We start from the raw sequence: 26,865 nt of genomic DNA, 5'->3' as shown, positions 1-26,865 counted from the left end.
CCCCGGTTTTTTTGTCCGGCCCGGCACGGCCGGAACGATCCGGAGCAAGACCCAAGGGGACTGAACACGGCATGCTGAGGTTTGGACTATGTGCGGCGACCTTGCTGGCCTTCTTTGCCGGTGGCGTTTCGGCCGGGACGCTACAAGAGGTCAAATCGCGCGAAGTCCTGAATTGCGGGGTCAACGCCGGGCTGATCGGCTTCGCCTCCAAGGATGCGCGCGGCGAATGGTCGGGGTTTGACGTCGATCTCTGCCGGGCGGTCGCGGCGGCCGTGCTGGGCGATCCGCGCAAGGTGAATTTCGTCGAGACGACGACCAAGTCCCGCTTTACCGAGCTGCTGTCAGGCGAGATCGACTTGCTGGCGCGCAACACGACCTGGAGCTTTTCCACCGATGTCGGCCTGAAGGTCGACTTCGCGGGGATCAACTACTACGACGGGCAGCGCTTCATGGTGCCCAAGGCGCTGGGCGTGTCCTCGGCAACCGAGCTGAATGGCCGCACCGTCTGCGCCCAGCCTGAAACCAAGACAGCGATGAACCTGTCCGAGTATTTCGCGCGCAACAACATCACCTACAAGCTGGTCGAGATCGAGAGCACGGCGCAGGGCCAGGCCTTCTATCTCGAAGGCGCCTGCGAGGTCTTCACCGGCGACGCGTCGGAACTGGCGGCGATCCGGGCCACCTTTCAGGCCCCGACCGACCATCTGCTGTTGCCCGACGTGATCTCGAAAGAGCCGCTGGGCCCGGTGGTCCGCCACGACGACGACGAATGGGGCGACGTGGTGCGCTGGGTGCTGAACGCGCTCATTTCGGCCGAGGAGCTGGGCGTGACCTCGGTCAACATCGACGAGATGCGCGAACGCACGGACAAGCCCGAGATCGCGCGCCTGCTGGGTGCCTCGGGCCAGTTCGGCGAAATGCTGGGACTGGACCCCGAATGGGCCGTGCGGGCGATCAAGTCTGGCGGCAACTATGGCGAGATGTTTGCCCGCAACATCGGCGAGACAACCCCGATTAACCTGTCGCGCGGGCTGAATCTGCAATGGACCGAGGGCGGGCTGCTTTACAGCCCGCCGTTCCGCTGACCCCGACGGCTTAGTCCGTCAGGTCGCGCGGCACGATGAAGTCTACCACCTGGCCGCTGTGCAGCGCCAGGTCTGACCAGTCGTCGATGTCGAACCGGACTACCAGCGTGGCGGCCGTCGGGTAGGCGTCAAAGCGTGGGTGATCCGGCGGCGTGCTCACCAGATCGCCGGCCAATTGGCCGATACCCGGGTTGTGCCCCAGCATCAGGACGCTGTCACCTTCGGCCCCCTTCAGGACGGTCAGCATGGTCTGCGGCGCGGCGTGGTACAGCGCCTCGTCATAGCGCGTTGGCGCCTCGATCTGCATTCGGGTCAGCGTTTCGCGTGTCCGTGCGGCGCTGGAACACAGGACGGCGTCCGGCAGGTATTCCTTGGCCCGCAGCCAGTCGCCGATGGCGGCGGCCGCGTTGCGGCCGCGCGCGTTCAGAGGGCGGTCATGGTCCGGCAGGCCGCCGCCCCAGTCGGATTTCGCGTGGCGGGTCAGGATCAGCTGTTTCACGGCACGGGGTCTCCCAGAAAGGCGGCCATGTGAAAGGCGGACTGCTGCGGCAGGCGCTCGAAGTCCTTGGCGACGGGGCAGGCGCGCCGCACGAGGCAGCCGCCGTGCCGGCATTCCATGCCTTCGGGGCGGCGCAGGTGCGCCTTGCAGCGGGCGACGTCATACATCTGCCCCGGCGCCAGCGCCCCCACCGGGCAGGCGGTTTCGCAGGGGCGCGGGCAGGCGTCGCATGGCTTGGCAGCGGGCGGTGGCAGGTCCAGCCGCGCGGGCAGGGCCACGGCGCCACGGTAGCTGATGAACAGCCCCGCCGCGTCCTGCACCAGCATCCCCACGGGCGAGGACCAAGCCCGCCCGGAGGCCAGCGCCCAGGTCAGAAAGGGCGCATAGGGCGGACCGTCGGAGGGAAAGATCGCAGTGCCGCCCCACTCTGTCGCCAGCGCGCCGATCACCCGTTTCGACCAGCGGTCCAGCGGGTCCGGCGCGCCGTAGCGGTATTCCGGCGCAGCGGTGAAGACCGGCCAGAAGCACGGCTCGTCCGGGCCGAGCAGCAGCAAGGTGCCGGTGCCCTCGGGCGCGCCGTCGTCCGGGCCGGGATGCAGCGCGCCGCGGACCCGAAGGCCTGCGGCGTGGGCGGTGTCGTCGATCTGCGCGAGGCGCCCTGCCGTCATTCCCGCAGCTTGGGCAGGTCCGCCGACCGGATCATCGAGCCGGAGCCGTGTTCGGTGAACAACTCCAGCAGGCAGGCGTTGCGCACCCGGCCGTCGATGATGACCACCGCGCGCACGCCGTCCTCGATCGCCTTCAGCGCGGTTTCCGTCTTGGGGATCATGCCGCCCGCGATGGTGCCATCGGCGATCATCTTGCGCACCTCTTCCGGGGTCAGCGCGGTGACGATCTCGCCGTCCGGCCCCTTGACGCCCTGCACGTCCGTCAGCAGCAGCAGGCGGTCGGCCTTCAGCGCGCCCGCGATGGCGCCGGCGGCGGTGTCCCCGTTGACGTTGTAGGTCTCGGTGACCTCGGTGCCGGTGGCGACGGGGGCCACGACCGGGATGATCCCGGCGTTGAACAGGTCGCGCAGCACCTGCACGTTCATCTGGATCGGCCGCCCGACAAAGCCCAGTTCGGGATCGTCGGGTTCGCAGACCATCAGGTCATCGTCCTTGCCGGACAGGCCCACGGCGCGGCCGCCCTCGTCCATGATCGCCTGCACGATGCGTTTGTTCACGAGGCCGGTGAGCACCATCTCGACCACCTCGACGGTGGCCTTGTCTGTGACGCGCTTGCCGCGGACAAAGGTGCTCTGGATGTTCAGCCGCTTGAGCATGTCGTTGATCATCGGCCCGCCGCCGTGCACCACGACCGGGTTCACCCCGACCTGCCGCATCAGCACGACGTCGCGGGCAAAGGCGGCCATCTCCTCGTCATCGCCCATGGCGTTGCCGCCGAACTTCACGACCACGATCGCGCCGGTGTAACGCTGCATGTAGGGAAGCGCCTCGGACAGCGTCCGGGCTGTGGCGATCCAGTCTCTGTTCATGTTCTGTTTTCTCATCTCGGTCTTCCAGGGCAAGGACGAGTTTCACCATGCCCCGACCGAAAGCGGAATGCCAGAGGGGCCTGCGCGCCGGTCAGGACAGCCCGGCGATGATGGCGCGCAGCGTGGGCAGCCCTTCGCCGGCTTCGCTGCTGGTGACCACCAGCTCCGGATAGGCGGCGGGGTGCTTGGCCAGGCTCTCGCGCACCTGCGCAAGAATGCGCTCCTGGTCCTTGGCCTTGACCTTGTCGGCCTTGGTCAGCACCACCTGGAAGGTCACGGCGGAGCGGTCCAGCAGGGTCATGATCTCGTCGTCGACGGACTTGATCCCGTGGCGGAAGTCGATCAGCACAAAGGCCCGGCGCAGCGAGGCGCGGCCCGCCAGGTAGGCCTTGAGCAGGTTCTGCCAGCGGGCCACCACGTCGACCGGCGCGTTGGCAAAGCCGTAGCCGGGCAGGTCGACAAGATAGCGGTCCGCGCCCAGCGTGAAATAGTTGATTTCCTGCGTCCGGCCGGGCGTGTTGGACGCGCGCGCCAGCCCCTTGCGTCCGGTCAGCGCGTTGATCAGGCTGGATTTCCCGACATTTGAGCGACCCGCAAAGCAGACCTCGGCCCGGTCGTCCGGCGGCAAGCCATCCATGGCGACAACGCCCTTGAGAAAGTCGACCTCGCCGGCGAACATCTTGCGCGCGGCCTCGCGGGTCTCGGCGTCGGGCTCCTCGGCCAGCGGAAAGGGCAGTTGCATCAGAGTGTCCCCACGGTGTCGCCGACCGCGATCCGACCGCCGCGCACGACTTCGGCCCGGACGGAAAAGTCCTGGTGGTCCCAGCTGCCGAGCGCGCCCAGCACGTCAAGATCGCGGCGGCCGGTGTCGGGGTTGTTGTGCGTGGCAAGACAGCGGTCGGTCCGTTCGCGGGGGACCAGGACCGCCTCGCCGATGCGGATTTCACGGCCGATCCAGTCGAATTCTTCCCAGGGTGCGCCGTGGTCGAACCACAGGTTGCCGCGCCAGCGGTGGATCGACAGCGGGCGGCCCAGGCGCTGTTCAACCGCGCGATGCGACGACAGGTTGCACAACGTGACCGAGGGAAATTCGCTGTCGGTGAACCCCTGGCCCGCGGACCGGATCACGCGGGCGGATCGGGCGCGGTTGTCGGGGATCATGCCTTGTGACCAGGCGATCAACCTGTCGCCTTCGGTGTCGGGGTTCAGTGTCAGGTCGTCACGTCCCGGGTACGACAGGGTGACGGTGCCCGCCGCCTCGTCCAGCGCGGCACGGATGGCCGCCAGCATGGGCGCCTTGCTCCCCCTCGAGAAATTCTGGCAGGGCACCCACCCCGCCGAACCGTCGGCGTCGGATTGATCGTGCGCGACGGCCCAGGCCCGGTCCCAGGGCAGGCAGCGCCCCGGGGCAAGCGTGACCGCGTCCAGCTCTTCCCGGCCGTGGCTCTTGATCGGAAAGCGCCAGATGGCGGTCAGCCGTCGCGTCATTTGCTGTCCTGCGGCTTGTCCGGCTTCTTGTCCGAATTGGCGACGGGTTTCTTGTCCGTCTTGTCGGAGGACTTCTTGTCGCCGGGTTTCTTGGCGCTGGACTTGATGTTGCCCAGGATGTCCGGCTTGTAGCCGTGGCTGCGCATGATCAGGTACTGCTGGGCGAAGGTGATCACGTTGTTGGTGATCCAGTAGACCACCAGGCCGCTGGCAAAGCCGCCCAGCATGAACATGAACACCCAGGGCATCCAGGCAAAGATCATCTGCTGCGTCGGGTCGGTGGGCGCCGGGTTCAGTTTTTGCTGCATCCACATCGAGATGCCCAGCAGCAGCGGCAGGATGCCGATGAAGACCAGCGCCAGGATCGACTGCGGATCAGGCGCGGCCCAGGGCAGCAGGCCGAACAGGTTGAAGATCGAGGTCGGGTCGGGCGCGGAAAGGTCATTGAACGGGCCAAAGAAGTTGGCGTGCCGCAATTCCAGCGTGACGAAGATCACCTTGTAGAGCGAGAAGAAGATCGGGATCTGCAGAAGGATGGGCAGGCAGCCCGCAGCCGGGTTGACCTTTTCCTTCTTGTAGAGCGCCATCATCTCCTTCTGAAGCTTCTCGCGGTCGCCGCTCGCGCGCTCCTTGATCTTTTCCATCTCCGGCTGGAGTTCCTTCATCTTCGCCATCGAGGCGTAGGACTTGTAGGCCAGCGGGAACAGGACCGCCTTCAGCAGCAGGGTCAGGGCGATGATGGCCAGGCCCATGTTGCCGATGTGCAGGTTCAGCCAGTGCAGGACGGCAAAGATCGGCTTGGTCAGGAAAAAGAACCAGCCCCAGTCGATCGCGTCCAGGAAACGGTCAATCCCGGCCTTCTGGTAGGCGCCGATGGTCTCCCATTCCTTGGCGCCCGCGAACAGCTGCATGGTGACCTGTTTCGTCTCGCCGGGGGCGACGTTGATCGTCGGCATGACCGCTTCGGTCTGGTAGATGTCGCGGCCCGCGTCGTATTTCACCACCGACTTGAAAGGCGTGCCCGCCTCGGGGATCAGCGCGGTCATCCAGTAGTGATCAGTAAAGCCGACCCAGCCGGACTGCTCGACCCGCTGCACCACCGCCTGCGCGCCTTCGGTGGCGACCATGTCAAGGTCCGTCATGGCGCTGTACTTGGTCTGTTCCAGGATGCCGTCGGACATCTGCAACGCGCCTTCGAACAGCACGAAGAAGTTCTTCAGGTCGGCGGGCTCACCGTGACGCGCAAGGATGCTGTAGGGCGCCAGGGCGACCGCCGTGCCACCGGTGTTCTCGACCGACTGGGCCACGGTGAACAGGAAATCCTCGTCGACCGAGATGGTGCGGCGGAACACCAGTCCCGACGCGTTTTCCCAGCGCAGGGTCACCGGGGTGGCAGGGGTCAGGGTCTCGCCGGTCTCAAGGGTCCAGGGCGTGTTGGCGCCTGGCACGTCCTCGAACCCGAGCCCGGCCCCGGGCACCCAGCCCTGCAGCGCGTAGTAGGGGTTGGGGCCGCTCACCGGGTCAAGCAGTCGGACGGTCGGCGACTCGACCGATAGCTCGACATGGTAGTCCTTGAGCCGCAGGTCGTCGAAACGGCCGCCGGTCAGCGAGATCGACCCTTCGAGCCGCGGCGTGTCAAGCTTGACGCGCGGGGCCTCGACCGCGTCGGTGGCGGGCAGCGGCGCCTCACCCGAGGGCGGCGCGATGGTCGGCGCCGTGGCGATCGGGCTGTCCGTGCTCTGCGGCGCGGTCGCAACAGGGGCGTTGGGGTCCTGGACCGGCTGTTCAGGTGGTGGGAAAAGAAGGAACCATGCCAGGATCACAACCATGCTGAGCCCGGTTGCGAGTAGAAGGTTCTTGTTCTGATCGTCCATGAGGGCGGCCACCTTTCCCGTTGAAAGTCACCGCTGGGTTCAACCGCCCAACGCTGCAAAGGTCAAGTGGAATCCCCCGCGCCGGGACCCTGTGGCACAGGAACACCCATCGGCTGACATGGCGGGACGGGCCGGGCTTGCTTCGGGCGCACGGGGCACAGGCCACCTGCGCCCCTGGCGGCGTCCGGCTCAGCCGGAGTGACGCCCCAGCCTTTGAGCATCGGCAATGCGGTCGGAATGCTGGTGGGCCCAGGCGATCAGCTTGTCGGCGGGCATCGGCCGGGCGATGCCGAACCCCTGCACGTGGTCGCAGCCAAGCTGGGCGAGCAGCGCGTGTTCGCCGACACTCTCGACCCCTTCGGCGAGGGTTTCGAGCCCCAGCCGGTCTGCCATGCCCAGCACCGCCGCCAGCATCCTGTGCTGTTCCTCGTCCCGGTCGACACGGGTGACAAAGCTGCGGTCGATCTTGAGCCGGTGCACCTTGAAGCGGCGGAGCGAGGTGATGGAGGCGTGGCCGGTGCCGAAATCGTCGAGGTCGATGTGACAGCCGATATTGCCCAGCTCCACGATGTTGCGGGCCACGATGCCCTCGGGCGAATTGGCGATCACGGTTTCCAGGACCTCGATCCCCAGCCGTTCGGCGGTTAGGCCGAAGCGGTCCAGTTCCCACTGGATCCGCTCGACCAGGCGCGGATCGCGCAGCTCGGGGTCGGAGAAATTGACGCTGACGCGGGGGATGCTCAGGCCGGCCTGGTCCCAGCTGCGCAAAGCGGTCAGCGAGTGTTGCAGGATCACTTCGCTGAGGTGTTCCATGCGACCCGATTCCTCGAGCACGCGGAGAAACTGGGCCGGCGGGACGATGCCGCGTTCCGGGTGAATCCAGCGCGCCAGCGCCTCCACGCCGCTGATCTCGCCGGTGGAGGTGCAGACCTGTGGCTGGAACCAGGGCTGGATCTGACCGTTGCTGAGGGCGCGGTCGATCTCGGTCTTCAGGCTCTTCTGCTGGAGGTAGGCGGTGCGCATGTTTTCCGACCAGGCCCGGATGGCGGAGGGGCTGTTGGCCACCGCCTCGGCCAGGGCGACCTGCGCGGCCTCGAGGAACTGCTTGCCGCAGCGGTCGCCCTTCAGCCGGGAACTGCCGCAAAAGCCGATGGAGGCGGCGACGTAGCGGGTGGCGTTGTCGAGGGTGATCGGCTCTTCGACCGCCGATTGCAGGCGGCCGGAGAGTTGCAGCAGCGCTTCGAGGTCAAGCCGCAGCGAGGGGCCCAGCAGAACGAGAAAGCGCTGCTCGCCCATGCGGACGGCGTGATCGTCGCGCCGCAGGACCCCGCGCAGGCGGGCCAGCGCGGTTTCGCGCAGCGTTTCAACCGTGCCTTCGTCCGCGTGTTGCGAGGCGGTGTCCAGCCCTTCGAGTTCAACCAGGATGCACGCGGTGGAGAGGTTTGCGGCGCGGGCGCGGTCCAGCGCCTGTGTCGCCAGGTGCTGGGCTGTCGCGGCGTCGACGATGTCCTGGGAGCCTGCATTCGCGCCGTGGCCGGCCGCCTGCGCGGGTATCCCGGCCAGCAGGAAGACCCCCGGCGTGCCAAGCGCGACGACCAGCAACAGCGCCTCGCCCCCCAGCCAGAACGCCGCAAGGGCGGCGGCCGGCAGAAAGGCCAGCACCTGCGGGCCGTACAGCCCACGTCGCAGCGCGGTGCGCCCCCTTGCGATGACAGTGTGAAGCGACGCCTGCATCCCGGTGTCCTTTTTCTTGATTGCCTCGGACACTAGGGCATGGCGGTAACTCGTGTCTTAACGTGAATCCCCGTTTTTCAACGAATTGGGCGTTTCCATGTCGCGGACGAGGCCGGCGAAATCGAACAGCTTGGGGTCCAGCATGTGCGACGGCCGGATGTTCATCAGCGCGCGGAACATGACCTGCCGCCGCCCGGGGCTGTTTTTCTCCCATCCGTCAAGGATTTGCTTGACCTGCTGACGTTGCAGCCCGTCCTGCGAGCCGCACAGGTCGCAGGGAATGATGGGATAGTTCATCGCGCGGGCGAATCGCTCGCAGTCGGCCTCTGCCACATGTGCCAACGGACGGTAAACGAACAGGTCGCCCTCTTCATTGACCAGCTTCGGCGGCATCGTCGCCAGGCGCCCGCCGTGGAAGAGATTCATGAAGAAGGTTTCGAGGATGTCGTCGCGGTGATGGCCCAGCACCACCGCCGAACAGCCCTCTTCGCGCGCGATCCGGTAGAGGTTGCCGCGCCGCAGCCGCGAGCAGAGCGCGCAGTAGATGCGGCCTTGCGGGACCTTGTCGACGACGATGGAATAGGTGTCCTGGTACTCGATCCGGTGCGGCACGCCCATGCGTTCCAGGAACTCGGGCAGCACCGTCGCCGGAAACCCCGGCTGCCCCTGGTCGAGGTTGCAGGCCAGCAGGTCGACCGGCAGCAGGCCGCGCCACTTCAGTTCGTGCAGCACCGCCAGAAGGGTGTAGCTGTCCTTGCCGCCGGACAGGCAGACCAGCCACCTTGGTGTCGGTCCGCCTTCGGCGTGACGGGCGCCCGGCTCGACCATGCCGTATTGCTCGACCGCCTCGCGCACGTTCTGCACGATCCGCTTGCGGAGCTTCTTGAACTCGGTCGTTTTCGGGGCCCCGTAAAACAGGGGATGGATGTCGTCGGCATCGTCCAGCATCGGTGGCCCTTGTCCCTCGTCCGGCATGGGCGTCAGATAGCCCTAGTCCGGCACGTTGTCGATGCCGGAGCCGCCCCAGGGGTGACAGCGGCCGATGCGGCGGGCTGCCAGCCAGCTGCCCTTGATCGCGCCGTGCTTTTCAAGCGCTTCGAGCGCATAGGCCGAGCAGGTGGGGTGATAGCGGCAGCCGTGGCCGACCCAGGGGCTGAGGACCAGCCGGTAAGCCCGGACGGGCAGGGCGACGATATGGGCAAGTGGGGTCATTTTGCGTCCCCGTGGACCTTGCGCAGGGCGCGGCGCAGGTCGTCCTGGAGGGCGGCTAAATCGCGCCAGGCGGTCTGTTCGGGGCGGCCGACCAACACGTAGTCCCAGCCGTCGCGACCCATTCCCGGCAGAATCAGGCGCGCGATCTCGCGCAGGCGGCGCTTGGCGCGGTTGCGCGCGACGGCGTTGCCGACCTTCTTGGAGCAGGTAAAGCCGACGCGGATGCCCTCGGCCTCGCCTTCGGCGCGCTGGCGGGCCTGCAACAGAAAGCCTTCGCAGGGGACGCGGCGGGCACGGGCGGCGCGCAGGAAATCGGCACGCTTCGCGAGCACCGTCAACGGAAAAGAAGCCGCCTCGGGGCGATCCGGGGCGGCTGTCTTGGCGTGCATCGGTCTGCCCGCTGCCTGCGGTATCAGGCGCTCAGGCGCTTGCGGCCGCGTGCGCGACGGGCGTTCAGCACCTTGCGGCCGCCCTTGGTGGCCATGCGGGAACGGAACCCGTGGCGGCGCTTGCGGACGAGGTTGGACGGCTGGAAGGTGCGTTTCATCGCGGCTACTCCGGTTCATTGCCCCCGAGTCGTCTCGGGAACAGGGAATTTCGAAGCCCTGCCTATAGGGGCGGATCGACCGGCTGTCAAACGGGTGACACGATTTTTTCGCCCGCGGCGCGGCGCGTGGTCGAGCCGGAGAATTCAATGGATTCTGCGGCACCTGGCCTTGACGGCCGAAGGATCGGTGCCCGTCCCGCCGTGGAGGCGGCCGGGGAAAAACGACGCCTGTCGCGGTGCAACCCGGCCTGAACGGCTGCAACATTCCCCCTCCCGGCGCCGGGTCGAATGTTTCACTCTGGCCTTTCCCGCCCGAATTTCTCACGCTGGACCACACCAGCGATCAACCGGGCGTGATGGACCTGTTGGAGCGGGCGCAGGGGGTGCATGTACCCTTGTACCCCGCCGCAACAGACCAAAAGGCCCAAGACATGAGCGACATGACCCAGGAGAGCCCCCCCGGCCTCAAACGCCACCTGCCCCTGATCGCGATCCTCGCGGTCGCCGCGCTGGGCTATTTCACGCTGGGGGATGTGCTGTCGTTCCAGACGCTGGCCGACAACCGCGAGTCTCTGCTGGCCTTTCGTGACGCACATTACGCCGCGACGCTGGGGGTCTTCCTGCTGGCCTATATCCTGATCGTCGCCTTTTCGCTGCCGGGTGCGACCGTCGCCACCCTGACCGGCGGCTTTCTCTTCGCGACCTTTCCCGGCGTGCTCTACAACGTGACCGCCGCCACCCTGGGCGCCACGGTCATCTTCCTCGCCGCGCGCTGGGGCCTGGGCGAGAGGCTGGGCCACCGGCTGGACGAGTCGCAGGGCGTGGTGAAGAAGATCAAGGAGGGGATCGACCACAACCAGTGGTCGATGTTGTTCCTGATCCGGCTGGTGCCGGCAGTGCCGTTCTTCATCGCCAACCTTGTCCCGGCCTTCCTCGAGGTGCCGCTGCACCGCTACGTCGTCTCGACCTTCCTTGGCATCATTCCCGGCGCGCTGGTCTATACCTCGGTCGGCGCGGGCCTGGGCGAAGTGTTCGAGCAGGGCGGAACCCCGGATCTGGGCATCCTGTTCACGCCGCAGGTGATCGGCCCGATCCTGGGGCTGGCGGCGCTTTCGGCGCTGCCGATCCTGCTGAAGGCCCTGCGCGGCAAGAAGGGACTGTGACGATGGAACGGCTGAGCTGTGATCTGCTGATCCTGGGCGCGGGTTCGGGCGGGCTGTCGGTGGCGGCGGGGGCCAGCCAGATGGGTGCGGACGTGATCCTGCTGGAGGGTCACAAGATGGGCGGCGACTGCCTGAACTACGGCTGCGTGCCCTCCAAGGCGCTGATCGCCAGCGGCAATTCCGCCTGGGCGATGGCCCATGCCGCGCCCTACGGTGTGGCCGACGCGGCGCCGCAGGTGGACTATGCCGCCGCGCAGGACCACGTGGCCGACGTCATCGCGCAGATCGCGCCGGTCGACAGCCAGGAGCGGTTCGAAGGCTTTGGCGTGCGGGTGATCCGCGAATTCGGGCGCTTTGTCTCAGGCACCGAGGTCGAGGCGGGACGCTATCGCATCACCGCGCGGCGGATCGTCATCGCCACCGGGTCATCGCCGCTGGTGCCGCCGATTCCCGGGCTGGACGCAGTGCCCTACCTGACCAACGAAACCCTGTGGGACCTGCGCGAGCGGCCTGGCCACCTGCTGATCATCGGCGGCGGCCCCATCGGCATGGAAATGGCGCAGGCGCACAGGCGGCTGGGGTCGCATGTGACGGTGATCGAGGGGGCCAAGGCGCTGGGCCGCGACGATCCGGAGGCCGCCGCCGTGGTGCTGGAGGCGCTGCGCGGCGAGGGCATCGCGATCGAGGAAGAGGCGCTGGCCAAGGAAGTGCGCGGCACCGCCGGCGCGATCGAGGTCGAGACAGAGGACGGCCGGGTGTTCCGTGGCACGCACCTGCTGGTCGCCGTGGGGCGCAAGGCCAACCTCGACCGGCTGGAGCTGAAGGCCGCCGGGGTTGAGACCACGCGCACCGGGGTCAAGGTGGACGCCAGCCTCAAGACCACCAACCGCCGGGTCTATGCCATCGGCGACGCGGCGGGCGGGCTGCAATTCACCCATGTGGCGGGCTATCACGCGGGGATCGTCATCCGCTCGGCCCTGCTGGGCCTTCCGGCCAAGGCCAAGACGGCGCATTTGCCGCGCGCCACCTACACCCAGCCGGAACTGTCCCAGGTCGGCCTGACCGAAGCCGAGGCGCGCGAGGCACACGGCGACCGGCTGGAGGTGGCGCGCTTTGACTACTCCCACAACGACCGGGCGATTGCCGAACGCAAGACGCGCGGCTTCATCAAGGTGATGGTCGTCCGCGGGCGCGCCGTGGGTGTGACCATCGTCGGCCACCAGGCAGGTGAACTGGTCAACCTGTGGTCGCTGGTCATCGCGAACAGGCTGAAGATGAGCGCCGTGTCGGCCATGGTTGCGCCCTATCCGACCATCGGGGAGATTAACAAATGCGCTGCCGGTGCCTATTTCTCACCCAGGCTGTTCGAGAACGAAACCGTCAAGCGCGTGGTGCGGCTGGTGCAACGCTGGCTTCCTTGAGGTATCAGACGTCCCATGATCAATTCGCTCTCCGGCCGCTTCCTGATCCTGACCGTGATCTTCGTCATGGTGGCCGAGGTGTTGATCTTCGTGCCGTCGGTGGCGCGGTTCCGCGAGGATTACCTGCTGGCGCGGCTGGAACGGGCGCAGATCGCCTCGCTTGCGCTGCTGGCCGACGACATGATCGAGCCGGAACTGGAACGGGAACTGCTGGAAAACGCGGGCGTCTACAACGTGGTGTTGCAGCGTGACCAGATCCGCCAGCTGATGCTGTCGTCCGAGGTGCCGGGCGAGGTGGCGCGCACCTTCGACCTGCGCGATCCTTCGCCGTGGGAGCTGATGCGCGACGCCATCGGCTGCCTGCTGGATCCCGAATGGCAGGTCATCCGGGTGATCGGCAGCCCGCTGCGCCAGGGCGGCGAGCTGATCGAGGTGACGATGGACGGCGGGCCGCTGCGCGCGGCGATGATCGACTACGGGTTGCGCATCCTGCTCTTGTCGGCGGCAATCTCGGTCATCACGGCGGTGCTGCTGTTCCTGGCCGTGCGGCGTCTGCTGGTCAAACCGATCAAGGGTGTCGTCGGTCACATCCGCGACTATGCCGAGGCGCCCGAGGACGCGCGCCGCATCATCACGCCGACGGCCACCGTGCGCGAGCTGCGCGAGGCCGAGGAATCGCTCAAGTCCCTGCAAACGCAGCTGACCCAGGCGCTGCGGCAAAAGGAACGGCTGGCGCAGCTGGGCGGCGCGGTGGCGCGGGTCAGCCACGACCTGCGCAACATCCTGACCTCGGCGCAGCTGTTCACCGACCGGATCGAGATGTCCGAAGACCCGGCGGTCAAGCGCATGGCGCCCAAGCTGGTGAATTCGATCACCCGCGCGGTCAGCCTGTGCGAAAGCACGCTGGCCTTTGGCCGGGCCGAGGAACCTTCGCCGGTGTTGACGCTGTTCAACCTCGCCGCGCTGACCAACGAGGTGCTCGAGGCCGAGCGGCTGGCCATCGGCGAGGACGATATCTCGCTGTCCGAGGACATCCCGGCCGGTCTGATGATCCGTGGCGATCCGGAACAGATCTACCGCGCCCTGTCGAACATGATCCGCAACGCGCGGCAGGCCATCGCCGCGACCGGGCAACCGGGCGAAATCAGCGTTTCTGCGCGGGCCGAGGAACGTGACTGGGTCATCAAGGTGACGGACACCGGACCGGGTCTGCCGCCCAAGGCGCGCGAACACCTGTTCCAGCCGTTCCAGGGCGGCGTGCGCAAGGGCGGCTCGGGCCTTGGCCTTGCCATCGCGGCGGAGCTGGTCAAGGGGCACGGCGGCACGGTGCGGCTGAAACGGACCGATGAAAAGGGCACCTGCTTCGAGATCCGCCTGCCGATGGGCGGAGTGCACTGAGCGCGGCGCTCAGGCAAACAGGAGGTCGGACGCGGCGAGGAAGGTGGTGCCGTCAAAGGTGATGCTCGAACCGCCCTCGGCGTCGAAATGCAGGGCCAGGCTGCCATCCGGGGCGACGGTCACCTTGGTTGTCAGCGCGGCGTCGGCCGAATTGACAAAGCCGTTTCCGGTCACGTCGAAATCGGCAAAGTTGTCAAACCCCGGGTCAAGGCCGGACAACTGCACCCTGTCATTTCCGGGGGCGCGGAAGTCGTAGATCACGTCGTGGCCGAAGTCCCCGGCAAAGACAAAGGTATCGTCGCCCGGGCCGCCGTGCAGCAAGTCGTCGGCAGCGCCGCCTTCGAGGGTGTCATTGCCCTCCTGGCCGTTCAGCCGGTCCCATCCCGCGCCGCCGACAAGGCTGTCATCGCCCTCGCCGCCTTGCAGCAGGTCGGCGCCACCCTGGCCGCGCAGCGTGTCATCGCCCCCGCCGCCGCGCAGGGTGTTGTTGCCATGCGTGCCGGTCAGCGCATCGCCCGCGTTTCCGCCGATCAGAACCTCGATCGACAGGATCAGATCGCCCGCCGCGTCGCCCCCGGCGCGGAGCGCCGACAGATCGACGCTGACCCAGGCAGATGACCCCGCGTAGCTGAGCACGTCGATCCCGTCGCCGCCGTCGATCCGGTCCGCGCCGGGATCGGCAAAGATCACGTCGTCCCCCGGCCCGCCGAAGATCGTGTCGTTGCCGGTGCCACCCGACAGGGAGTCGTCGCCCTCCTCTCCCATGAGGACGTCACGCCCGTCCTGCCCGTGAATCAGGTCAGAGTCCTCTTCACCGTACAGGCGGTCGTCGCCGGCGCCGCCCTGGATCGTGTCCTGCCCCGACATGCCGAACATGCTGTCGTTGCCGGCGAGACCGCGCAGCAGGTTTGCGTCTGGGGTGCCGGTCAGCTTGTCATTGCCCATGCCGCCGACAAGGTGTTCGAAGCCGGATGGGTTGCTGTAGGTGCAATAGCGGCAGTTGATGTCTTCGAAGGTCCAGGCATAGAGGCTGACCTCCAGGTCCTCGGACAGCAATGAGTTGTTCAAGGTGTCATCGCCGGTATATCCGCCGATGACGAACCAGTCTGGTCCGGCGAAAATGAGATCGTCGCCCGGTCCTCCGCTGATCGTATCGCTGCCCGTGCCTCCGGCAATCGTATCGTTCCCGGCGCCGCCGATAATCCAGTCGGCGCCGGGACCGCCGGAAAAGATCGCGGTTCCGGCGCCACCCCTTAGAAAGTCATTGCCGTCATTGCCGATCAACGTGTCGAAATCACTGGCGGCGGAGTCCGTGCTGTACAATCGGTCATGGCCCGCGCCGCCAACAAGCAAGGCATTGCCTTCGTCACTGGACAAAACGTCGTCACCCGACCCGCCGAACACCCGGTCGTTGCCGTTCCTGCCGCTCAGCGTATCGTGTCCGGGTCCCCCGAACAGCGTGTCATTGCCCTCATCGCTGATGATGCGGTCGTCGCCACCATGGCCGTAGACCAGGTCGTCGCCCGCTCCACCCTCAAGCCGGTTGTTCCCCGCGCTGCCTTCGATGGTGTCGTTGCCGGACCCGGCAATCACTTCCTCGAAGCCCGAGATCGTGTCCCCGGCAACGACCGGATCGCCGGTAAAGGTGTTGTCCCAGAGTCGGATGACCATGTCGCCGGTCGCCTGGTCCAGGTCCAGCCGGTCCAGCCCGCCCGGTGAGCCGTCCAGCCATTCCGCACCAAGGTCGGCGCGGATCGTGTCGTTGCCTTCGCCGCCGATCAGGGTGTCATTGCCCCGGTTCCCGACGAGGCTGTCATGGCCGGAATGTCCATCCAGCCGGTCGTGGCCGTGTCCTCCGATCAGTGTGTCGTTGCCGAGCCAGCCCAGCAGCCAGTCGGCCCCACCGCCGCCATCAAGGCTGTCGTTCCCGCCCATGCCCACCAGGGTGTCGAGGCCATCGTTGCCGACAAGGGTTTCGTTGACCACCGTGCCGTGGATCCAGTCGTTTCCCGCGCCGCCGATGACGATCTCGATCCCCTTGAACCTGTCTCCGGCGACCTCCGGATCCGCAGAGATCACCGTAGTGTTCCACATCTGCAGCAGGATTGGGAATACTGCGTCGCGATAGACGATGGTCCCTCTGACGTCGCCGCCGAACAGATCCGCCCCGAGCCCGCCATATAGAAGATCACCGCCACCGCCACCATCGACGGTGTCATTGCCGTCACCGCCATAGAGGATGTCGGAACTCCGCCCGCCATTGAGCGAATCGTTCCCGGCACCGCCATACAGTGTGTCCTGGTTCCCGCCTGCGGTCAGTGTGTCGTCGCCGTTTTCACCGAAAAGGAGGTCATTGCCCCAACCGCCGCGGATTTCGTCATCCCCATCATCGCCATAGATGGTGTCGTTTTCGGAAGTGCCTACCAGACTGTCGTCGCCCGTCGTCCCGATGATCAGCGCCATAGCTGAACCTCCCCCCTTGCCGCTGCGCAACAATTCGATGCCGCGCCACACCAGTCACAAGCTTATGCCCTTACGGACGGGGCGCCTTGATCCGGCACAAAACGGGCAGCCGGATCATGTCGTGTCGGAGGGGCGGGGTTGCGGCGCTGTGGTGGTCAGGCGCGCTTTGGTCTGCGCAACGGGCACCCGTGCGCCCGGTCCGCGGGCAGCCGTGGATCTGGGAAAGCCGTTGAAGGTGCGGAGTTCCTTGGGTGAGGGGCGCACGCCGGTGAAAGCGTGAAGATCACCTGCGGCCCGGGACAGGCGTTCTTCGAGCGTCTCATTCAGCCCCCGCGCGTGGTGGCCGGCACGCAGGTACCACCGCGCGCGGGCGCGGATGTCGGCCTCGGGTGGACCATCGCTCATGGAGGTCCCCAGTCGGCTGGCGGGCAGGCCATGCGTCGCCCAGCCTTGCGGGTCGCAGGGCGAACGCGAGGATCCCCGCGGGGCGTTCCAAGCTCAGGACAGGAGAGGTCAGCGTCAGCCGGCCTGTCGTGTGCCGCCTGACATGCCGACCTGACCCGGCCTGGATCTCGGTCAGCGGTTGGATGGTGCAGGCCATGAGCGTCGCCTTGTTGGGATCGGCATTCCGCCCATGGAATGCCGCCCGCCGATCACGACGATCCTGCGATGGCTCTTCACTGCATCCCTCCCGCGGCATTTCGGGAAACGCCGTTCCAAGGGGTGCATCATGTCCAGACAGACGTGTTCATTGAGTTGACGCTGTCGGGTCACAGGCTTGCCTCGCATCGGCCCGGCTCCCTTTGGCGGTCGGACCCCGCAGAGGTGAAACGAAAAACCTCCGATTGCCTCTTGCAATGGTCGGACACGGCGGGTACATCCCCGCTCCACGGACCGATAGCTCAGCTGGATAGAGTACTTGACTACGAATCAAGGGGTCGGGGGTTCGAATCCTCCTCGGTCCGCCACTACCACCCGGTAGGGCGATGAACATCAGGGACCCTCGGGATACCCTGACAGGTCACCAAAAATTAACCGCTGCCAAGATGACGTCGACTGACCGGGCAAGCCCGGGATTGATCGCGTGAAACAGCGTGAGGCGTGCTGTTCCCGTCATTGGGCCATGTCTTGCCCTTCGGGCATGGGTTCACCCAATGCCCGGCTTGCCTGCGCGGCCAGACGCCCTTTGCCGCTTTCGACACTCTGGACAGCGGCATCCCGCATCAAGGCAGCGCGCCTTTCCGGCTTGTTCGTCTCGCCTAGGTATTCTAGTATACTAGTCGTCCAAAACGGAGGAGTCCCATGAGTCGCACCCTGAAAGTCCTGATCTTCGGCACCGGCTTTGCCGGTCAGGGTCATGCCGCGGCCTTTGCGGCGGCGGGTGTCGAGGTTGTCGGCATGGTTGGCCGCACGCCCGAGGTCGTTGCCGAGGTGGCGGGCCGTCTGGGCATTCCTCACGCGGGCACCGACTGGCAGGGTGCACTGTCGGCCTGCCGGCCGGACATCGTTTCCATCGCGACCCCGGGCGGCGCGCACTACGATCCGATCCGCCAGGCCATCGCCGCCGGTTGCCATGTCTTCGTCGACAAGCCGATGACGGAAAGCGGCGAAACCGCCGTCGACCTATATCAGCGGGCCCAGGAAAAGGGCGTCAAGACCGCCTATGCCGCCAGCTTTCGCTATGCCGCCAGTGTCCAGCATGCCAAGCGCCTGGTCGCCGCCGGGGCCATCGGCGCGCCGACCGAGGTAGAGTGCATGTCGCATTTCAACCTGGAACGCGGCATCCCCTTTGGCTGGTCGCACCGCCGCGAGCAGGGCGGCGGACGGCTGAACAACAATTTCACCCACACGCTGTCGATCGTGACCTCTGTCGTGGGCGAACGGATCCTGTCGATCTGCGGCGAGGTGCGCGACGACATGGGCCGCGCGCCCATCGTCGAGGGCGTCCACAACTTTGCCACCCGCCGCAGCCACATCCCCAAGGACCTGACCGACCCCGCCCTGACCTGGGGCGAAAGCAACGTCGAATGGTCCTACACCGTGCTGGCGCGGCTGGAGAGCCCCTTTGCCGGCACGCCGGTCTCGGTGCTGTTCAAGCACGGCGGGCTGGTGCCGCGCTTTCACGAGGATCACATCGTGTTCTACGGCACCGAGGGCGCGATCTACCTCAAGGGCCACTACGGCGACGGGCAATTGTACCTGTACGGCAAGGACGGGGCGTGGACGCCGCTGCCCCTGCCGCAGGACATCGCCGAGACGGTACCGGACGTCAGTGGCGAGACGGAAAAGTGCTGGCACGCCCTGGTGCGGGACTTCGTCAGGGACATCCGCGGCGAGCCGGTGGCGCCCTATCCGACGTTCCGCGAAGGCAGCCGGTACCAGCAGATCATCGACCTGATCCGGGGAAACGACCCCTGGACCGACCTGGCCCACCTGTCTTGACCCGGCTCAACGCGGAGCGCACAACATGAAGATCACCAACGCCAAGGTATTCATCGGCGGTCCCGGCAAGAACTACGTCACGCTCAAGATCGAGACCGACCAGGGCGTCTACGGGCTGGGCGATGCGACGCTGAACAACCGCGAGACGCTGCCCGCCGCCTACCTGCGGGACTACCTGATCCCGAACCTGATCGGCATGGACCCGCGCAACAGCGAGGACATCTGGCAGTTCTTCTATCGCGGGGCGTACTTCCGGCGCGGGCCGATTGCCATGGCCGCCTTTGGCGCCATCGACATGGCGCTATGGGACATCAAGGGCAAGCTGGCCAACATGCCGCTCTACCAGCTGTTCGGCGGCAAGAGCCGCGAGGGCGCGCTGGTCTACGCCCATGCCACCGGCGCGGACCTCGAGGACTTGATGGACTCAATCTCCTACTACGTCGAGCAGGGGTACAAGGCGGTGCGCGTGCAATGCGGCATCCCGGGGATGCCGACGGCGAGCTATGCGGTGCCCGAGAAAAAGGGCGATGTCCGCAACTACATCACCGACTACGCCGGCATCCGGCCCAAGGTCGAGGTCTGGGACAGCGACCGCTACATGCGCTTCATGCCCGGTGCGCTGGCCGAGATCCGGGACCGTTTTGGCCCCGAGTTGAAGATCCTGCACGACGTCCACCACCGCCTGACCCCGCGCGAGGCCGCCGTCTTTGCCCGGGCGGTGGAGCCTGCGGACCTCTACTGGCTGGAGGACCCGACACCGGCGGATGACCAGGACGCGTTGCGCCTGTTGCGGCAGCATTCCACCGTGCCGGTCGCCATCGGCGAGGTCTTCAATTCGGTCTGGGACTGCAACCGGCTGATCGAGCAGGAGCTGATCGACTTCATCCGCGTCGCGGTCAGCTATGCCGGCGGGATCACCCACGTCAAACGTATTGTCGACCTGGCCGGGCTGCACCATGTGCGCACCGGCTTTCACGGCGCGCCCAGCCATTCGCCGATCTGCATGGCGGCGCAGGCGCATCTGAACGCCTGGGCGCCCAACTTCGGCATCCAGGAATACCTGGTGCTGGGCACGCCGGAGTGCGATGCGCTGTTTCCCTCCGCGCATCGCATGGAAAACGGGTTGTTCCACGTCAGCGACGCGCCCGGCCTTGGCGTCGACTTCGACGAACGCGAGGCCGCGCGCTACAGCTACACGCCGGGCAGTCACCCGGTCGTGCGGCTGGAAGACGGGACCATGTGGAACTACTGAGGCGCGCTGTCAGTCGTCCAGCGCCCCTTCCTTCCACCGGCCCTTGCGGAGGCGCAGGTGGAAGGGGGCGAACTTGACCAGCTCCTCGGCCAGCAGCAACGAAAACACCCAGGTGACCGGCAGATCCAGCCAGAGCACCATGAGCGCCGTGGCCGGCACCCGGAACAGCCACTGCGACCAGACAAAGATGTGCATGACATAGACCGTCTCGCCGCCGGCGCGCAGGGTGTTGCCGCAGATCGCGTTGGAGCCCTTGGGGAAGGGCAGGACCAGCAGGATCGGCAGAAAGCCCAGCAGCGTCGCCCGCGTGTCGGCGTGCAGGTCCGCGTAGATCCAGGGGGTCGACAGGCACACCCCGGCGTAGAACACCGCGACCAGCGCCGCCGCGATCAGCGCCACGCGCCAGGCTTCGGCCAGAAAGGCGTCAAGCTGCTCTTCGGGCGTCGCGCGGCCGAGCAGTTGCGCCACGATGATCCCGGTGGCCTGTGCCCAGCTCATCCCGATGGTTCCGGCGACCTGCACCCAGGGCATGATGATCGTCATCGCGGCGAACTCGATCACCGGAAGCCGGGCGTAGATCAGGCCACAGACGCTCATGGCGATGGTCGCGCTGCCAAAGGTCGCGGCGATCGGCAGGGCAAAGCCCAGGTGCCGCCGCAGCGTCGCGGCGAAACTGCCGTTGCGCCAGCCCGGCAGGCGCAGCAGGTCGCCCCGGCGCGATAGCAGCCGCAGCACCAGGAAACCCACCTGCAACAGCGAGGCCAGCGCGCTGCCCATGGCGGCGCCTACGACGCCGAATTCGGGCAGGCCGAACAGGCCGTGGATCAGCACGATGGAGGACGCGATATTGACCGGGACCGCCAGCAGGTAGCTGAGCGCCGGCATCCGCGTGTCGCCGCAACCGTTGAAGAAGCTGGTCAGGCATTGGCCGATGGCCTCGGCAAAGATCACCAGGGCAAAGACCGACAGGTAGCGCCGCGCCTGGGTTGCGATCCAGTCGTCATGGGCGAGGCCGTCGATGATCGGACCGGCGATCAGCGCCAGCACCAGCAGGCCGACCAGCACCACGGCCAGGTTGATCGTCAGCCCGGCCAGCAGCGCCGATTTCAGGAATACCCGGTCGTCCGAGCCATAGGCCTGCGCGGTGCGGATCTGGGTGGCGTTCGAGAACGCCACCAGCAGCCCCAGCAGCAGCCCGGCGATGGAGGCCGACAGGCCGAGGACGGCCACCGCCGACTCGCCCAGCGAAGACACGAGATAGGTGTCGATCACCACGATGCCGTGCAGCATCAGGGCCTTGAAGGTCAGCGGCCAGGCCAGGCCGAACACGGTTCCGGCGGATGGCCGGGTCAGGGACGCAAGGGTCCGGGGCATCTTGAAACGGTCCTTTTCCGCCGCGAAGGGCGGTGCGCAATGGTCGGCCCCGACGGGCACGCTGCCCAAAAGGGGCGCGGCACAAGGGGGGGGCGGGAAGTCGGACTGCGGATCGGCGCACCGTTCCGCGCGGGCCGGCGTCAGTCGCCTTCGGGGTCGAAGTAGCCGGCGTTGGTTCGGGCGATGGTCTCGATCGTCGAATCGAGCCGCGACAGGTGCAGCATCCCGGCCTTCACGGCGGCGTCCTCGTTCCCGGCGATGACCGCGGCGGCAATCGCCTCGTGGTCCTCCAGCAGCTGCGGCATCCTGTCTTCCTTGGACAGGCCCAGCATGCACAGCCGGTCGACCTTGGCCTTTTCGGTCGAGATGACCTCGAAGGCATAGTCGGCCCCGGCGATGTTGCACAGCGCCCTGTGGAACGCGTAGTCCAGTGCGCCGAAGGCCTTGAAGTCGCCCTCCGCAATCACCTTGCGCTGGTCGGCCAGGCAGGCCTCCAGCCGGGCGGCCCCGGCCTTGTCGCACAGGCGGGAGGCGCGGCGCAGGACCTCGGCCTCGACCGCCGCGCGGACAAAGCGCGACTTCTCGATCTCGCGTGAGGAAAAGCGTTTGACCTCGGTGGCCCGTTGCGGACGGATCAGCAGCATGTCGAGGTTGGCCAGCCGGGTGAAGGCATCCCGCACGGGCTGCCTGGACACGCCGAACTGCGAGGCGATTTCCGCCTCGGATATCTTGTCGCCCGGCAGCAGGCGAAGCGAGGATATCTCGCCGTAGAGATGGTCAAAGATCTCGTCGACGGTGGTTCTGCGGTCGTTGGCCAGGGTCGGCTGCATCGCTCGGGGGTCCTCTTGGGTGGCGCGTTTATAGGCGCTGCTTGCGGAAACGCCAATCGCGTGTCGCGGTCTGTTTCGTGGATTGGTCACCATCGCGGCACCTTGCGTACGAAATCGGGGCGGTATTTCAGGATTTCCGCGGTGTCGTCGCGGTCGGCGACCATGGCGCGCTGGTAGAGGTCGTGCAGCTCGGCCACCGCTTCGTGGTCCAGCTCGACCCCCAGCCCGGGCTCTTCGGGAACCTGGACACAGCCATCGACAAAGGCCGGGCGGCCGCCGGCGACGATCTCCTTTTGCGACCACGGGTAGTGGGTGTCGCAGTCATAGGTCAGGTTGGGCGTGGCAGCAGCGACATGGCACATCGCGGCCAGCGAGATCCCGAGGTGCGAATTGGAATGCATCGCCACACCCAGGCCCGCCGCGCGACAGATCTCGCCCAGGTGGATCGCGCCGGTGGCGCCGCGCCAGTAGTGCGGGTCCGAAAGCACGATCTGCACGGCGTCCTTTTTCACCGCCTCGATGACCTGTTCGAACTCGACCACCACCAGGTTGGTGGCCAGCGGCATGTCGGTCTGCGCCGAAAGCTCGGCCATGGCGTCCATGCCGCGGCAGGGGTCTTCGAGGTATTCCAGCACGCCGCCATGGACACCGCCCAGCGCGTCGATCACCCGCAGGGCCGTGGGCACCGTCCAGGCGCCCATCGGGTCGATCCGCAGGGCGTGGTCGGGAAAGGCCTCGCGCAGCTTCAGCAGGGTCTCGACCTCCAGGTCGGGCTCCAGCACGCCGCCCTTCAGCTTGAGCGACCGAAACCCGTAGGCGCCGACGAACTCCCGCGCCTGCTCGACCATCGCGTCGGGGGTCATGACCTCGCCCATGATGTCGGGGCCAAAGGTCAGGTCGCGCTTGGCGAACTTGTAGAACAGGTAGCCGCAAAACGGGATCGTCCGGCGCACCGCCCCGCCGAGCAGATCGTGCAGCGGCCGGCCGGTGGCCTTGCCGACCAGGTCCAGGCAGGCGATCTCGAAGGCGCTGTAGACCACGTCCACCAGCTTGTGATCGGCCAGCGCGGTGGGGGCGTTCACGCCGCCTGCATCGGGCAGTGCGGCCTCGATCCGGCGGCGCAGGTCGTGCCGGTCCCAGGGGTCGAGCCCCTCCAGCCGCGGCGCGACGGTGCGCAGCCCCTCGAGCGTGCGTTTCGCGCCGTAGGTTTCGCCCAGCCCGACAAGGCCGGTGTCGGTCCACAGCTCGATGATCGAACGCAGGAAAACCGAAGGGTGCACGCCCTTGGTATTGGCCAGCGGAACATCGGGGATCGCGATGGGCGTGATGGTGATCCGGGTGATCTTCATGTCTTCCTTTCTGTCCGGCGGCTTGGGCGCTTTCGGACCAGAGACTCGATTTCATACTAGTATTCCAGATTTTAGACTAGTATACCAGATAAAATTTCGGGCGAATCGTTCCGCCCGAAACCGGTCACAGGCCGGAACGGATCAGGGATCGGCCCGTGCCGCATGCACGGAAATTTGGAGGAGGGTTCATGTCAGGGGTACGTCTGGAAGGCATCGTCAAGGTCTACGGCGCTGTGCGGGTTGTGCACGGCATCGACCTTGAGGTGCAGGAAAAGGAATTCGTCGTCCTGGTCGGTCCGTCCGGCTGCGGCAAGTCCACCACGCTGCGCATGATCGCCGGGCTGGAAGAGATCAGCGACGGCGATCTGACGATCGACGGGCGCCATGTGAACCGAGTCGCGCCCAAGGACCGCGATGTCGCGATGGTGTTTCAGAACTACGCGCTGTATCCGCACCTGAACGTCGCGGACAACATCGCCTTTGGCCTGCGCATCCGCAAGGAAAGCAAGGAAGCGATCGCCTCTTCGGTCGACGAGGTCGCCGGTATCCTGGGCCTGACGCCCTACCTAGAGCGTCGTCCCGCCGACCTGTCGGGCGGGCAGCGCCAGCGCGTCGCCATGGGCCGCGCCATCGTGCGCCGCCCCAAGGTGTTCCTCTTCGACGAGCCGCTGTCGAACCTCGACGCCAAGCTGCGCACCCAGATGCGCGCCGAGATCAAGCGCCTGCACAAGCGGCTGGGCGTGACCAGCATCTACGTCACCCATGACCAGGTCGAGGCGATGACCCTGGCCGACCGGATCGTCGTCATGCACGACGGGCGGATCGAGCAGATCGGCAGCCCGATGGACCTGTTCCTGAACCCGGCCAACACCTTTGTCGCAGGCTTCCTCGGGTCGCCTCCGATGAACATGGTAAACGCCAGGATCGTCGCGGGCGATAAGGGCCCGGTGGCCGAATTCGATGGCCAGCGCGTCCAGCTTCAGCAGATCCCGTCGCTGACCAACGCTGTCGGCCGTGACGTGATCCTGGGCATCCGTCCGGAATTCGTCTCGGTCACGAACCAGGATGATCCGAACCTGATCAACCTCGACGTCGATCTGGTGGAGACGCTGGGCTCCGAGGCGCTGATTCACGCCAGCCTTCAGGGGGCGCCCTTTGTCATCCGCACCGATACCGTCGGGCAGATGCACATCCTGGACGGGATCCGGGGCTTCACCATCGAACCCAAGCTCGTCAAGGTGTTCGACGCCAAAACCGGTGAGGCGCTGCCCGGGCAGGTGGTAGAGCAATGACCACCGAACTCGATCCCACCGTCGGGCAGACGGAAGAGCTTGTGCTGGAGGCGCGCGAAGCACAGCGCGTCCGCAGACCCAGCCGCATCACGCGCGTCGGCGACCACCTGAAGCGGGAATGGCAGCTCTATGTCATGCTGCTCCCGACGATCCTGTGGCTCGCCATCTTTCTGTACAAGCCGATGTACGGCTTGCAGATCGCCTTCAAGGACTACTCGATCTTCCGCGGTGTCGCGAACAGCCCCTGGATCGGGCTGGAGCATTTCCAGACCCTGTTCGGCAACGACCAGTTCCTGCGCGCGCTGAAAAACACGATCATCATCAGTTTCTACGGGCTGATCTTCGGATTTCCCATGCCGATCCTTCTGGCGCTGATGTTCAACGAGATCCTGAAACAGTGGTTCAAGAAGACCGCCCAGACCATCGTCTACCTGCCGCACTTCGTCTCATCCGTGATCATCGCGGGTATCGTCATCACGGCCTTCAGCCCAAGCGCGGGTATCGTGAACACCTTCCTGGGGTGGTTCGGGGTCGAGCCGATCTACTTCCTGACCAAGCCGGAATGGTTCCGACCGATCTTTGTCGGCACCGGCATCTGGCAGGAGGCGGGGTTCCAGTCGATCGTCTATCTCGCGGCCATCGCGGGGGTCTCTCCGACGCTCTACGAATCCGCCGTCGTCGATGGTGCCAGCCGCTGGCAGATGATGTGGAAGATCACGCTTCCGTCGATCCTTCCGACCATCATCATCATGCTGATCATCCGGATCGGGAACATGCTCGAAGTCAGCTTCGAGATGATCATCCTGCTCTATCAGCCGGCCACGTATGAGACCGCCGACGTCGTCAACACCTTCATCTATCGCCAGGGCATCCAGGGCGGCCAGTACGACCTAGCCGCGGCAGCGGGCCTGTTCAACGCGGTGGTGGCCTTCGTGCTGGTGATGACGGCAAACGCAATCTCGAAGCGCTACTCGCGCACGTCGCTCTGGTAAGGAGGGAACCCCATGACCAACATGAATCTCTATTCCCGCGGCGACAAGATGTTCGTCATCCTGAACATGGTACTCATCGGGCTGTTTACCCTTTCGACGCTGTACCCGTTCATCTACATCGCTTCGCTGTCGATGAGCACCGGCTTCGAGGCCCGCGCCGGCAATGTGATCCTGACCCCGGTCGGGTTCACGCTGGAGGCCTACAAGCAGGTCCTGAGCGAGCCGCTGTTCTGGTCGTCGTACCTGAACACCTTCATCTACACGATCGGCGGCACGATCATGAGCCTGCTGTTCATCATCCCCGGCGCCTATGCCCTGTCCAAGCCCCAGCTTTACGGGCGGCGGTTCTGGAACCTGGTGGTGGCCTTCACCATGTGGTTCAACGCCGGCCTGATCCCGTTCTTCCTGAACATGCGGGACCTGGGTCTGCTGGACAGCTACTTTGGCATCATCATCGGCTTTGCGGTCAACGGCTTCAACATCATCCTGCTGCGCAACTTCTTCGAGGGCATTCCGCAGTCCTTCGAAGAGGCGGCCCGGATGGACGGCGCCAACGAGTTCCAGGTGCTCTGGAAGGTCTACATGCCGCTGTCCAAGCCCGCGATTGCCACGGTTGCACTGTTCTGCATCGTGTCGCGCTGGAACGGCTTCTTCTGGGCCATGGTGCTGTTGCAGGACGAAGAGAAGATCCCGCTTCAGGTCTATCTGCGCAAGGTCATCTCGGAGCTTTCCGACGACGAGGAATTCGCCACATCGCTTCTGACCGCTGCCTATTCCGTCGAGACCGTGACCGCCGCCATCATCGTCTGCTCGATCATACCGATCCTGCTGATCTACCCCTTCCTTCAGAAATACTTCTCGAAGGGCATCCTGCTGGGTGGGGTCAAGGAATGAACTGTAACTTCGCTTTACG

Annotated in this window: 25 protein-coding genes and 1 tRNA gene; 10 read left to right on the top strand and 16 right to left on the bottom strand. The window is 66.1% G+C overall.

Features of this window, described 5'->3' with window-relative positions; genetic code table 11:
* Positions 1–71 precede the first annotated feature (71 nt).
* Positions 72–1,085 carry an amino acid ABC transporter substrate-binding protein gene (locus MAA8898_RS09305; protein WP_094020715.1) on the top strand — a complete coding sequence of 338 codons (1,014 nt, stop codon included), beginning with the start codon at positions 72–74 and terminating at the stop codon, positions 1,083–1,085.
* A gap of 10 nt (positions 1,086–1,095) precedes the next feature.
* On the opposite strand, the gene MAA8898_RS09300 is transcribed toward MAA8898_RS09305, so the two are convergent.
* The 11 genes from MAA8898_RS09300 to rpmH form a co-directional block, all read right to left on the bottom strand.
* Positions 1,096–1,584 (bottom strand): SixA phosphatase family protein, encoded by a 489-nt coding sequence (locus tag MAA8898_RS09300; protein ID WP_094020714.1) that lies wholly within the window; start codon positions 1,582–1,584, stop codon positions 1,096–1,098.
* A complete protein-coding gene (locus MAA8898_RS09295) occupies positions 1,581–2,252 on the bottom strand; it encodes a ferredoxin (RefSeq protein ID WP_094020713.1) in 672 nt (223 codons plus the stop codon). Before MAA8898_RS09295 ends, MAA8898_RS09300 begins: the two co-directional genes overlap by 4 nt.
* The gene (argB, locus tag MAA8898_RS09290) at positions 2,249–3,136 is read right to left on the bottom strand and encodes an acetylglutamate kinase (protein ID WP_094020712.1); all 888 of its coding nucleotides are present in this window, start codon (positions 3,134–3,136) and stop codon (positions 2,249–2,251) included. Before argB ends, MAA8898_RS09295 begins: the two co-directional genes overlap by 4 nt.
* Before the next feature lie 76 nt (positions 3,137–3,212).
* On the bottom strand, positions 3,213–3,863 hold the full coding sequence (gene yihA, locus MAA8898_RS09285) for a ribosome biogenesis GTP-binding protein YihA/YsxC (RefSeq protein WP_094020711.1): 651 nt from the start codon (positions 3,861–3,863) through the stop codon (positions 3,213–3,215).
* Positions 3,863–4,609, bottom strand: a complete 747-nt coding sequence (locus MAA8898_RS09280) for an MOSC domain-containing protein (RefSeq protein WP_094020710.1) — start codon at positions 4,607–4,609, stop codon at positions 3,863–3,865. The genes yihA and MAA8898_RS09280 overlap by 1 nt, the downstream gene beginning before the upstream one ends.
* A complete protein-coding gene (gene yidC / locus MAA8898_RS09275) occupies positions 4,606–6,483 on the bottom strand; it encodes a membrane protein insertase YidC (RefSeq protein WP_094020709.1) in 1,878 nt (625 codons plus the stop codon). The genes MAA8898_RS09280 and yidC overlap by 4 nt, the downstream gene beginning before the upstream one ends.
* A gap of 189 nt (positions 6,484–6,672) precedes the next feature.
* On the bottom strand, positions 6,673–8,217 hold the full coding sequence (locus MAA8898_RS09270) for a putative bifunctional diguanylate cyclase/phosphodiesterase (protein WP_094020708.1): 1,545 nt from the start codon (positions 8,215–8,217) through the stop codon (positions 6,673–6,675).
* Positions 8,218–8,274: 57 nt separating this feature from the next.
* Positions 8,275–9,165, bottom strand: coding sequence for a tRNA 2-thiocytidine(32) synthetase TtcA (gene ttcA, locus MAA8898_RS09265; RefSeq protein WP_094020707.1), 891 nt, complete (start codon positions 9,163–9,165; stop codon positions 8,275–8,277).
* 42 nt (positions 9,166–9,207) lie between these two features.
* Positions 9,208–9,429 carry a membrane protein insertion efficiency factor YidD gene (yidD, locus tag MAA8898_RS09260; protein WP_094020706.1) on the bottom strand — a complete coding sequence of 74 codons (222 nt, stop codon included), beginning with the start codon at positions 9,427–9,429 and terminating at the stop codon, positions 9,208–9,210.
* Positions 9,426–9,818 carry a ribonuclease P protein component gene (gene rnpA, locus MAA8898_RS09255; RefSeq protein WP_094020705.1) on the bottom strand — a complete coding sequence of 131 codons (393 nt, stop codon included), beginning with the start codon at positions 9,816–9,818 and terminating at the stop codon, positions 9,426–9,428. The genes yidD and rnpA overlap by 4 nt, the downstream gene beginning before the upstream one ends.
* A 23-nt stretch (positions 9,819–9,841) precedes the next feature.
* The gene (gene rpmH / locus MAA8898_RS09250; protein WP_094020704.1) at positions 9,842–9,976 is read right to left on the bottom strand and encodes a 50S ribosomal protein L34; all 135 of its coding nucleotides are present in this window, start codon (positions 9,974–9,976) and stop codon (positions 9,842–9,844) included.
* A gap of 431 nt (positions 9,977–10,407) precedes the next feature.
* On the opposite strand from rpmH, the gene MAA8898_RS09245 reads away from it, so the two are divergent.
* Genes MAA8898_RS09245 through MAA8898_RS09235 form a run of 3 tightly spaced genes read left to right on the top strand, consistent with a single transcriptional unit; the run spans position 10,408 to position 13,958 of the window.
* On the top strand, positions 10,408–11,139 hold the full coding sequence (locus tag MAA8898_RS09245; protein ID WP_094020703.1) for a TVP38/TMEM64 family protein: 732 nt from the start codon (positions 10,408–10,410) through the stop codon (positions 11,137–11,139).
* Between the two features lie 2 nt (positions 11,140–11,141).
* Positions 11,142–12,560 carry a dihydrolipoyl dehydrogenase family protein gene (locus MAA8898_RS09240; protein ID WP_094020702.1) on the top strand — a complete coding sequence of 473 codons (1,419 nt, stop codon included), beginning with the start codon at positions 11,142–11,144 and terminating at the stop codon, positions 12,558–12,560.
* A gap of 15 nt (positions 12,561–12,575) precedes the next feature.
* Positions 12,576–13,958 carry a sensor histidine kinase gene (locus tag MAA8898_RS09235; RefSeq protein WP_094020701.1) on the top strand — a complete coding sequence of 461 codons (1,383 nt, stop codon included), beginning with the start codon at positions 12,576–12,578 and terminating at the stop codon, positions 13,956–13,958.
* Between the two features lie 9 nt (positions 13,959–13,967).
* On the opposite strand, the gene MAA8898_RS27065 is transcribed toward MAA8898_RS09235, so the two are convergent.
* Positions 13,968–16,421: a calcium-binding protein gene (locus MAA8898_RS27065; RefSeq protein WP_094020700.1), complete on the bottom strand. Its 2,454-nt coding sequence runs from the start codon at positions 16,419–16,421 to the stop codon at positions 13,968–13,970.
* Between the two features lie 114 nt (positions 16,422–16,535).
* Positions 16,536–16,826, bottom strand: a complete 291-nt coding sequence (locus MAA8898_RS25770; RefSeq protein ID WP_141194819.1) for a hypothetical protein — start codon at positions 16,824–16,826, stop codon at positions 16,536–16,538.
* A 486-nt stretch (positions 16,827–17,312) separates the two neighbouring features.
* Between MAA8898_RS25770 and MAA8898_RS09225 the strand changes: the two genes are divergently transcribed.
* The 3 genes from MAA8898_RS09225 to manD all read left to right on the top strand — a co-directional run bounded on the left by MAA8898_RS09225 (position 17,313) and on the right by manD (position 20,115).
* Positions 17,313–17,389 (top strand) — tRNA-Arg (locus MAA8898_RS09225).
* 334 nt (positions 17,390–17,723) lie between these two features.
* Positions 17,724–18,863 carry a Gfo/Idh/MocA family protein gene (locus tag MAA8898_RS09220; RefSeq protein WP_094020699.1) on the top strand — a complete coding sequence of 380 codons (1,140 nt, stop codon included), beginning with the start codon at positions 17,724–17,726 and terminating at the stop codon, positions 18,861–18,863.
* A 25-nt stretch (positions 18,864–18,888) separates the two neighbouring features.
* Positions 18,889–20,115, top strand: a complete 1,227-nt coding sequence (gene manD, locus MAA8898_RS09215) for a D-mannonate dehydratase ManD (RefSeq protein ID WP_094020698.1) — start codon at positions 18,889–18,891, stop codon at positions 20,113–20,115.
* Positions 20,116–20,124: 9 nt separating this feature from the next.
* Here the strand turns inward: manD and MAA8898_RS09210 are convergent, their stop codons facing one another.
* From MAA8898_RS09210 to MAA8898_RS09200, 3 genes are all read right to left on the bottom strand, one after another.
* The gene (locus MAA8898_RS09210; RefSeq protein ID WP_094020697.1) at positions 20,125–21,489 is read right to left on the bottom strand and encodes an MATE family efflux transporter; all 1,365 of its coding nucleotides are present in this window, start codon (positions 21,487–21,489) and stop codon (positions 20,125–20,127) included.
* A gap of 140 nt (positions 21,490–21,629) precedes the next feature.
* Positions 21,630–22,319 (bottom strand): GntR family transcriptional regulator, encoded by a 690-nt coding sequence (locus MAA8898_RS09205; protein WP_094020696.1) that lies wholly within the window; start codon positions 22,317–22,319, stop codon positions 21,630–21,632.
* An 86-nt stretch (positions 22,320–22,405) separates the two neighbouring features.
* On the bottom strand, positions 22,406–23,668 hold the full coding sequence (locus tag MAA8898_RS09200) for an enolase C-terminal domain-like protein (protein WP_094020695.1): 1,263 nt from the start codon (positions 23,666–23,668) through the stop codon (positions 22,406–22,408).
* A gap of 188 nt (positions 23,669–23,856) precedes the next feature.
* Between MAA8898_RS09200 and MAA8898_RS09195 the strand changes: the two genes are divergently transcribed.
* The 3 genes from MAA8898_RS09195 to MAA8898_RS09185 are packed head-to-tail and all read left to right on the top strand — an operon-like array spanning position 23,857 to position 26,846.
* Positions 23,857–24,960 (top strand): ABC transporter ATP-binding protein, encoded by a 1,104-nt coding sequence (locus MAA8898_RS09195; RefSeq protein ID WP_094020694.1) that lies wholly within the window; start codon positions 23,857–23,859, stop codon positions 24,958–24,960.
* Positions 24,957–25,952, top strand: a complete 996-nt coding sequence (locus MAA8898_RS09190; RefSeq protein ID WP_094020693.1) for an ABC transporter permease — start codon at positions 24,957–24,959, stop codon at positions 25,950–25,952. Before MAA8898_RS09195 ends, MAA8898_RS09190 begins: the two co-directional genes overlap by 4 nt.
* 12 nt (positions 25,953–25,964) lie before the next feature.
* Positions 25,965–26,846 (top strand): carbohydrate ABC transporter permease, encoded by an 882-nt coding sequence (locus MAA8898_RS09185; protein WP_094020692.1) that lies wholly within the window; start codon positions 25,965–25,967, stop codon positions 26,844–26,846.
* The last annotated feature ends 19 nt before the right edge of the window (positions 26,847–26,865 follow it).

The organism is Antarctobacter aquimaris (assembly GCF_900184945.1).
GTDB lineage: Bacteria > Pseudomonadota > Alphaproteobacteria > Rhodobacterales > Rhodobacteraceae > Maliponia > Maliponia aquimaris.
This window is presented reverse-complemented; position numbering and strand designations above follow the sequence as displayed.

Coding starts and splice junctions, on each gene's coding strand:
- MAA8898_RS09305 (WP_094020715.1), top strand. CDS start 72: ATGCTGAGGTTTGGACTATGTGCGGCGACCTTGCTGGCCTTCTTTGCC.
- MAA8898_RS09295 (WP_094020713.1), bottom strand. CDS start 2,252: ATGACGGCAGGGCGCCTCGCGCAGATCGACGACACCGCCCACGCCGCA.
- argB (WP_094020712.1), bottom strand. CDS start 3,136: ATGAGAAAACAGAACATGAACAGAGACTGGATCGCCACAGCCCGGACG.
- yihA (WP_094020711.1), bottom strand. CDS start 3,863: ATGCAACTGCCCTTTCCGCTGGCCGAGGAGCCCGACGCCGAGACCCGC.
- MAA8898_RS09280 (WP_094020710.1), bottom strand. CDS start 4,609: ATGACGCGACGGCTGACCGCCATCTGGCGCTTTCCGATCAAGAGCCAC.
- yidC (WP_094020709.1), bottom strand. CDS start 6,483: ATGGACGATCAGAACAAGAACCTTCTACTCGCAACCGGGCTCAGCATG.
- MAA8898_RS09270 (WP_094020708.1), bottom strand. CDS start 8,217: ATGCAGGCGTCGCTTCACACTGTCATCGCAAGGGGGCGCACCGCGCTG.
- ttcA (WP_094020707.1), bottom strand. CDS start 9,165: ATGCTGGACGATGCCGACGACATCCATCCCCTGTTTTACGGGGCCCCG.
- yidD (WP_094020706.1), bottom strand. CDS start 9,429: ATGACCCCACTTGCCCATATCGTCGCCCTGCCCGTCCGGGCTTACCGG.
- rnpA (WP_094020705.1), bottom strand. CDS start 9,818: ATGCACGCCAAGACAGCCGCCCCGGATCGCCCCGAGGCGGCTTCTTTT.
- rpmH (WP_094020704.1), bottom strand. CDS start 9,976: ATGAAACGCACCTTCCAGCCGTCCAACCTCGTCCGCAAGCGCCGCCAC.
- MAA8898_RS09245 (WP_094020703.1), top strand. CDS start 10,408: ATGAGCGACATGACCCAGGAGAGCCCCCCCGGCCTCAAACGCCACCTG.
- MAA8898_RS09240 (WP_094020702.1), top strand. CDS start 11,142: ATGGAACGGCTGAGCTGTGATCTGCTGATCCTGGGCGCGGGTTCGGGC.
- MAA8898_RS09235 (WP_094020701.1), top strand. CDS start 12,576: ATGATCAATTCGCTCTCCGGCCGCTTCCTGATCCTGACCGTGATCTTC.
- MAA8898_RS27065 (WP_094020700.1), bottom strand. CDS start 16,421: ATGGCGCTGATCATCGGGACGACGGGCGACGACAGTCTGGTAGGCACT.
- MAA8898_RS25770 (WP_141194819.1), bottom strand. CDS start 16,826: ATGAGCGATGGTCCACCCGAGGCCGACATCCGCGCCCGCGCGCGGTGG.
- MAA8898_RS09220 (WP_094020699.1), top strand. CDS start 17,724: ATGAGTCGCACCCTGAAAGTCCTGATCTTCGGCACCGGCTTTGCCGGT.
- manD (WP_094020698.1), top strand. CDS start 18,889: ATGAAGATCACCAACGCCAAGGTATTCATCGGCGGTCCCGGCAAGAAC.
- MAA8898_RS09210 (WP_094020697.1), bottom strand. CDS start 21,489: ATGCCCCGGACCCTTGCGTCCCTGACCCGGCCATCCGCCGGAACCGTG.
- MAA8898_RS09205 (WP_094020696.1), bottom strand. CDS start 22,319: ATGCAGCCGACCCTGGCCAACGACCGCAGAACCACCGTCGACGAGATC.
- MAA8898_RS09200 (WP_094020695.1), bottom strand. CDS start 23,668: ATGAAGATCACCCGGATCACCATCACGCCCATCGCGATCCCCGATGTT.
- MAA8898_RS09195 (WP_094020694.1), top strand. CDS start 23,857: ATGTCAGGGGTACGTCTGGAAGGCATCGTCAAGGTCTACGGCGCTGTG.
- MAA8898_RS09190 (WP_094020693.1), top strand. CDS start 24,957: ATGACCACCGAACTCGATCCCACCGTCGGGCAGACGGAAGAGCTTGTG.
- MAA8898_RS09185 (WP_094020692.1), top strand. CDS start 25,965: ATGACCAACATGAATCTCTATTCCCGCGGCGACAAGATGTTCGTCATC.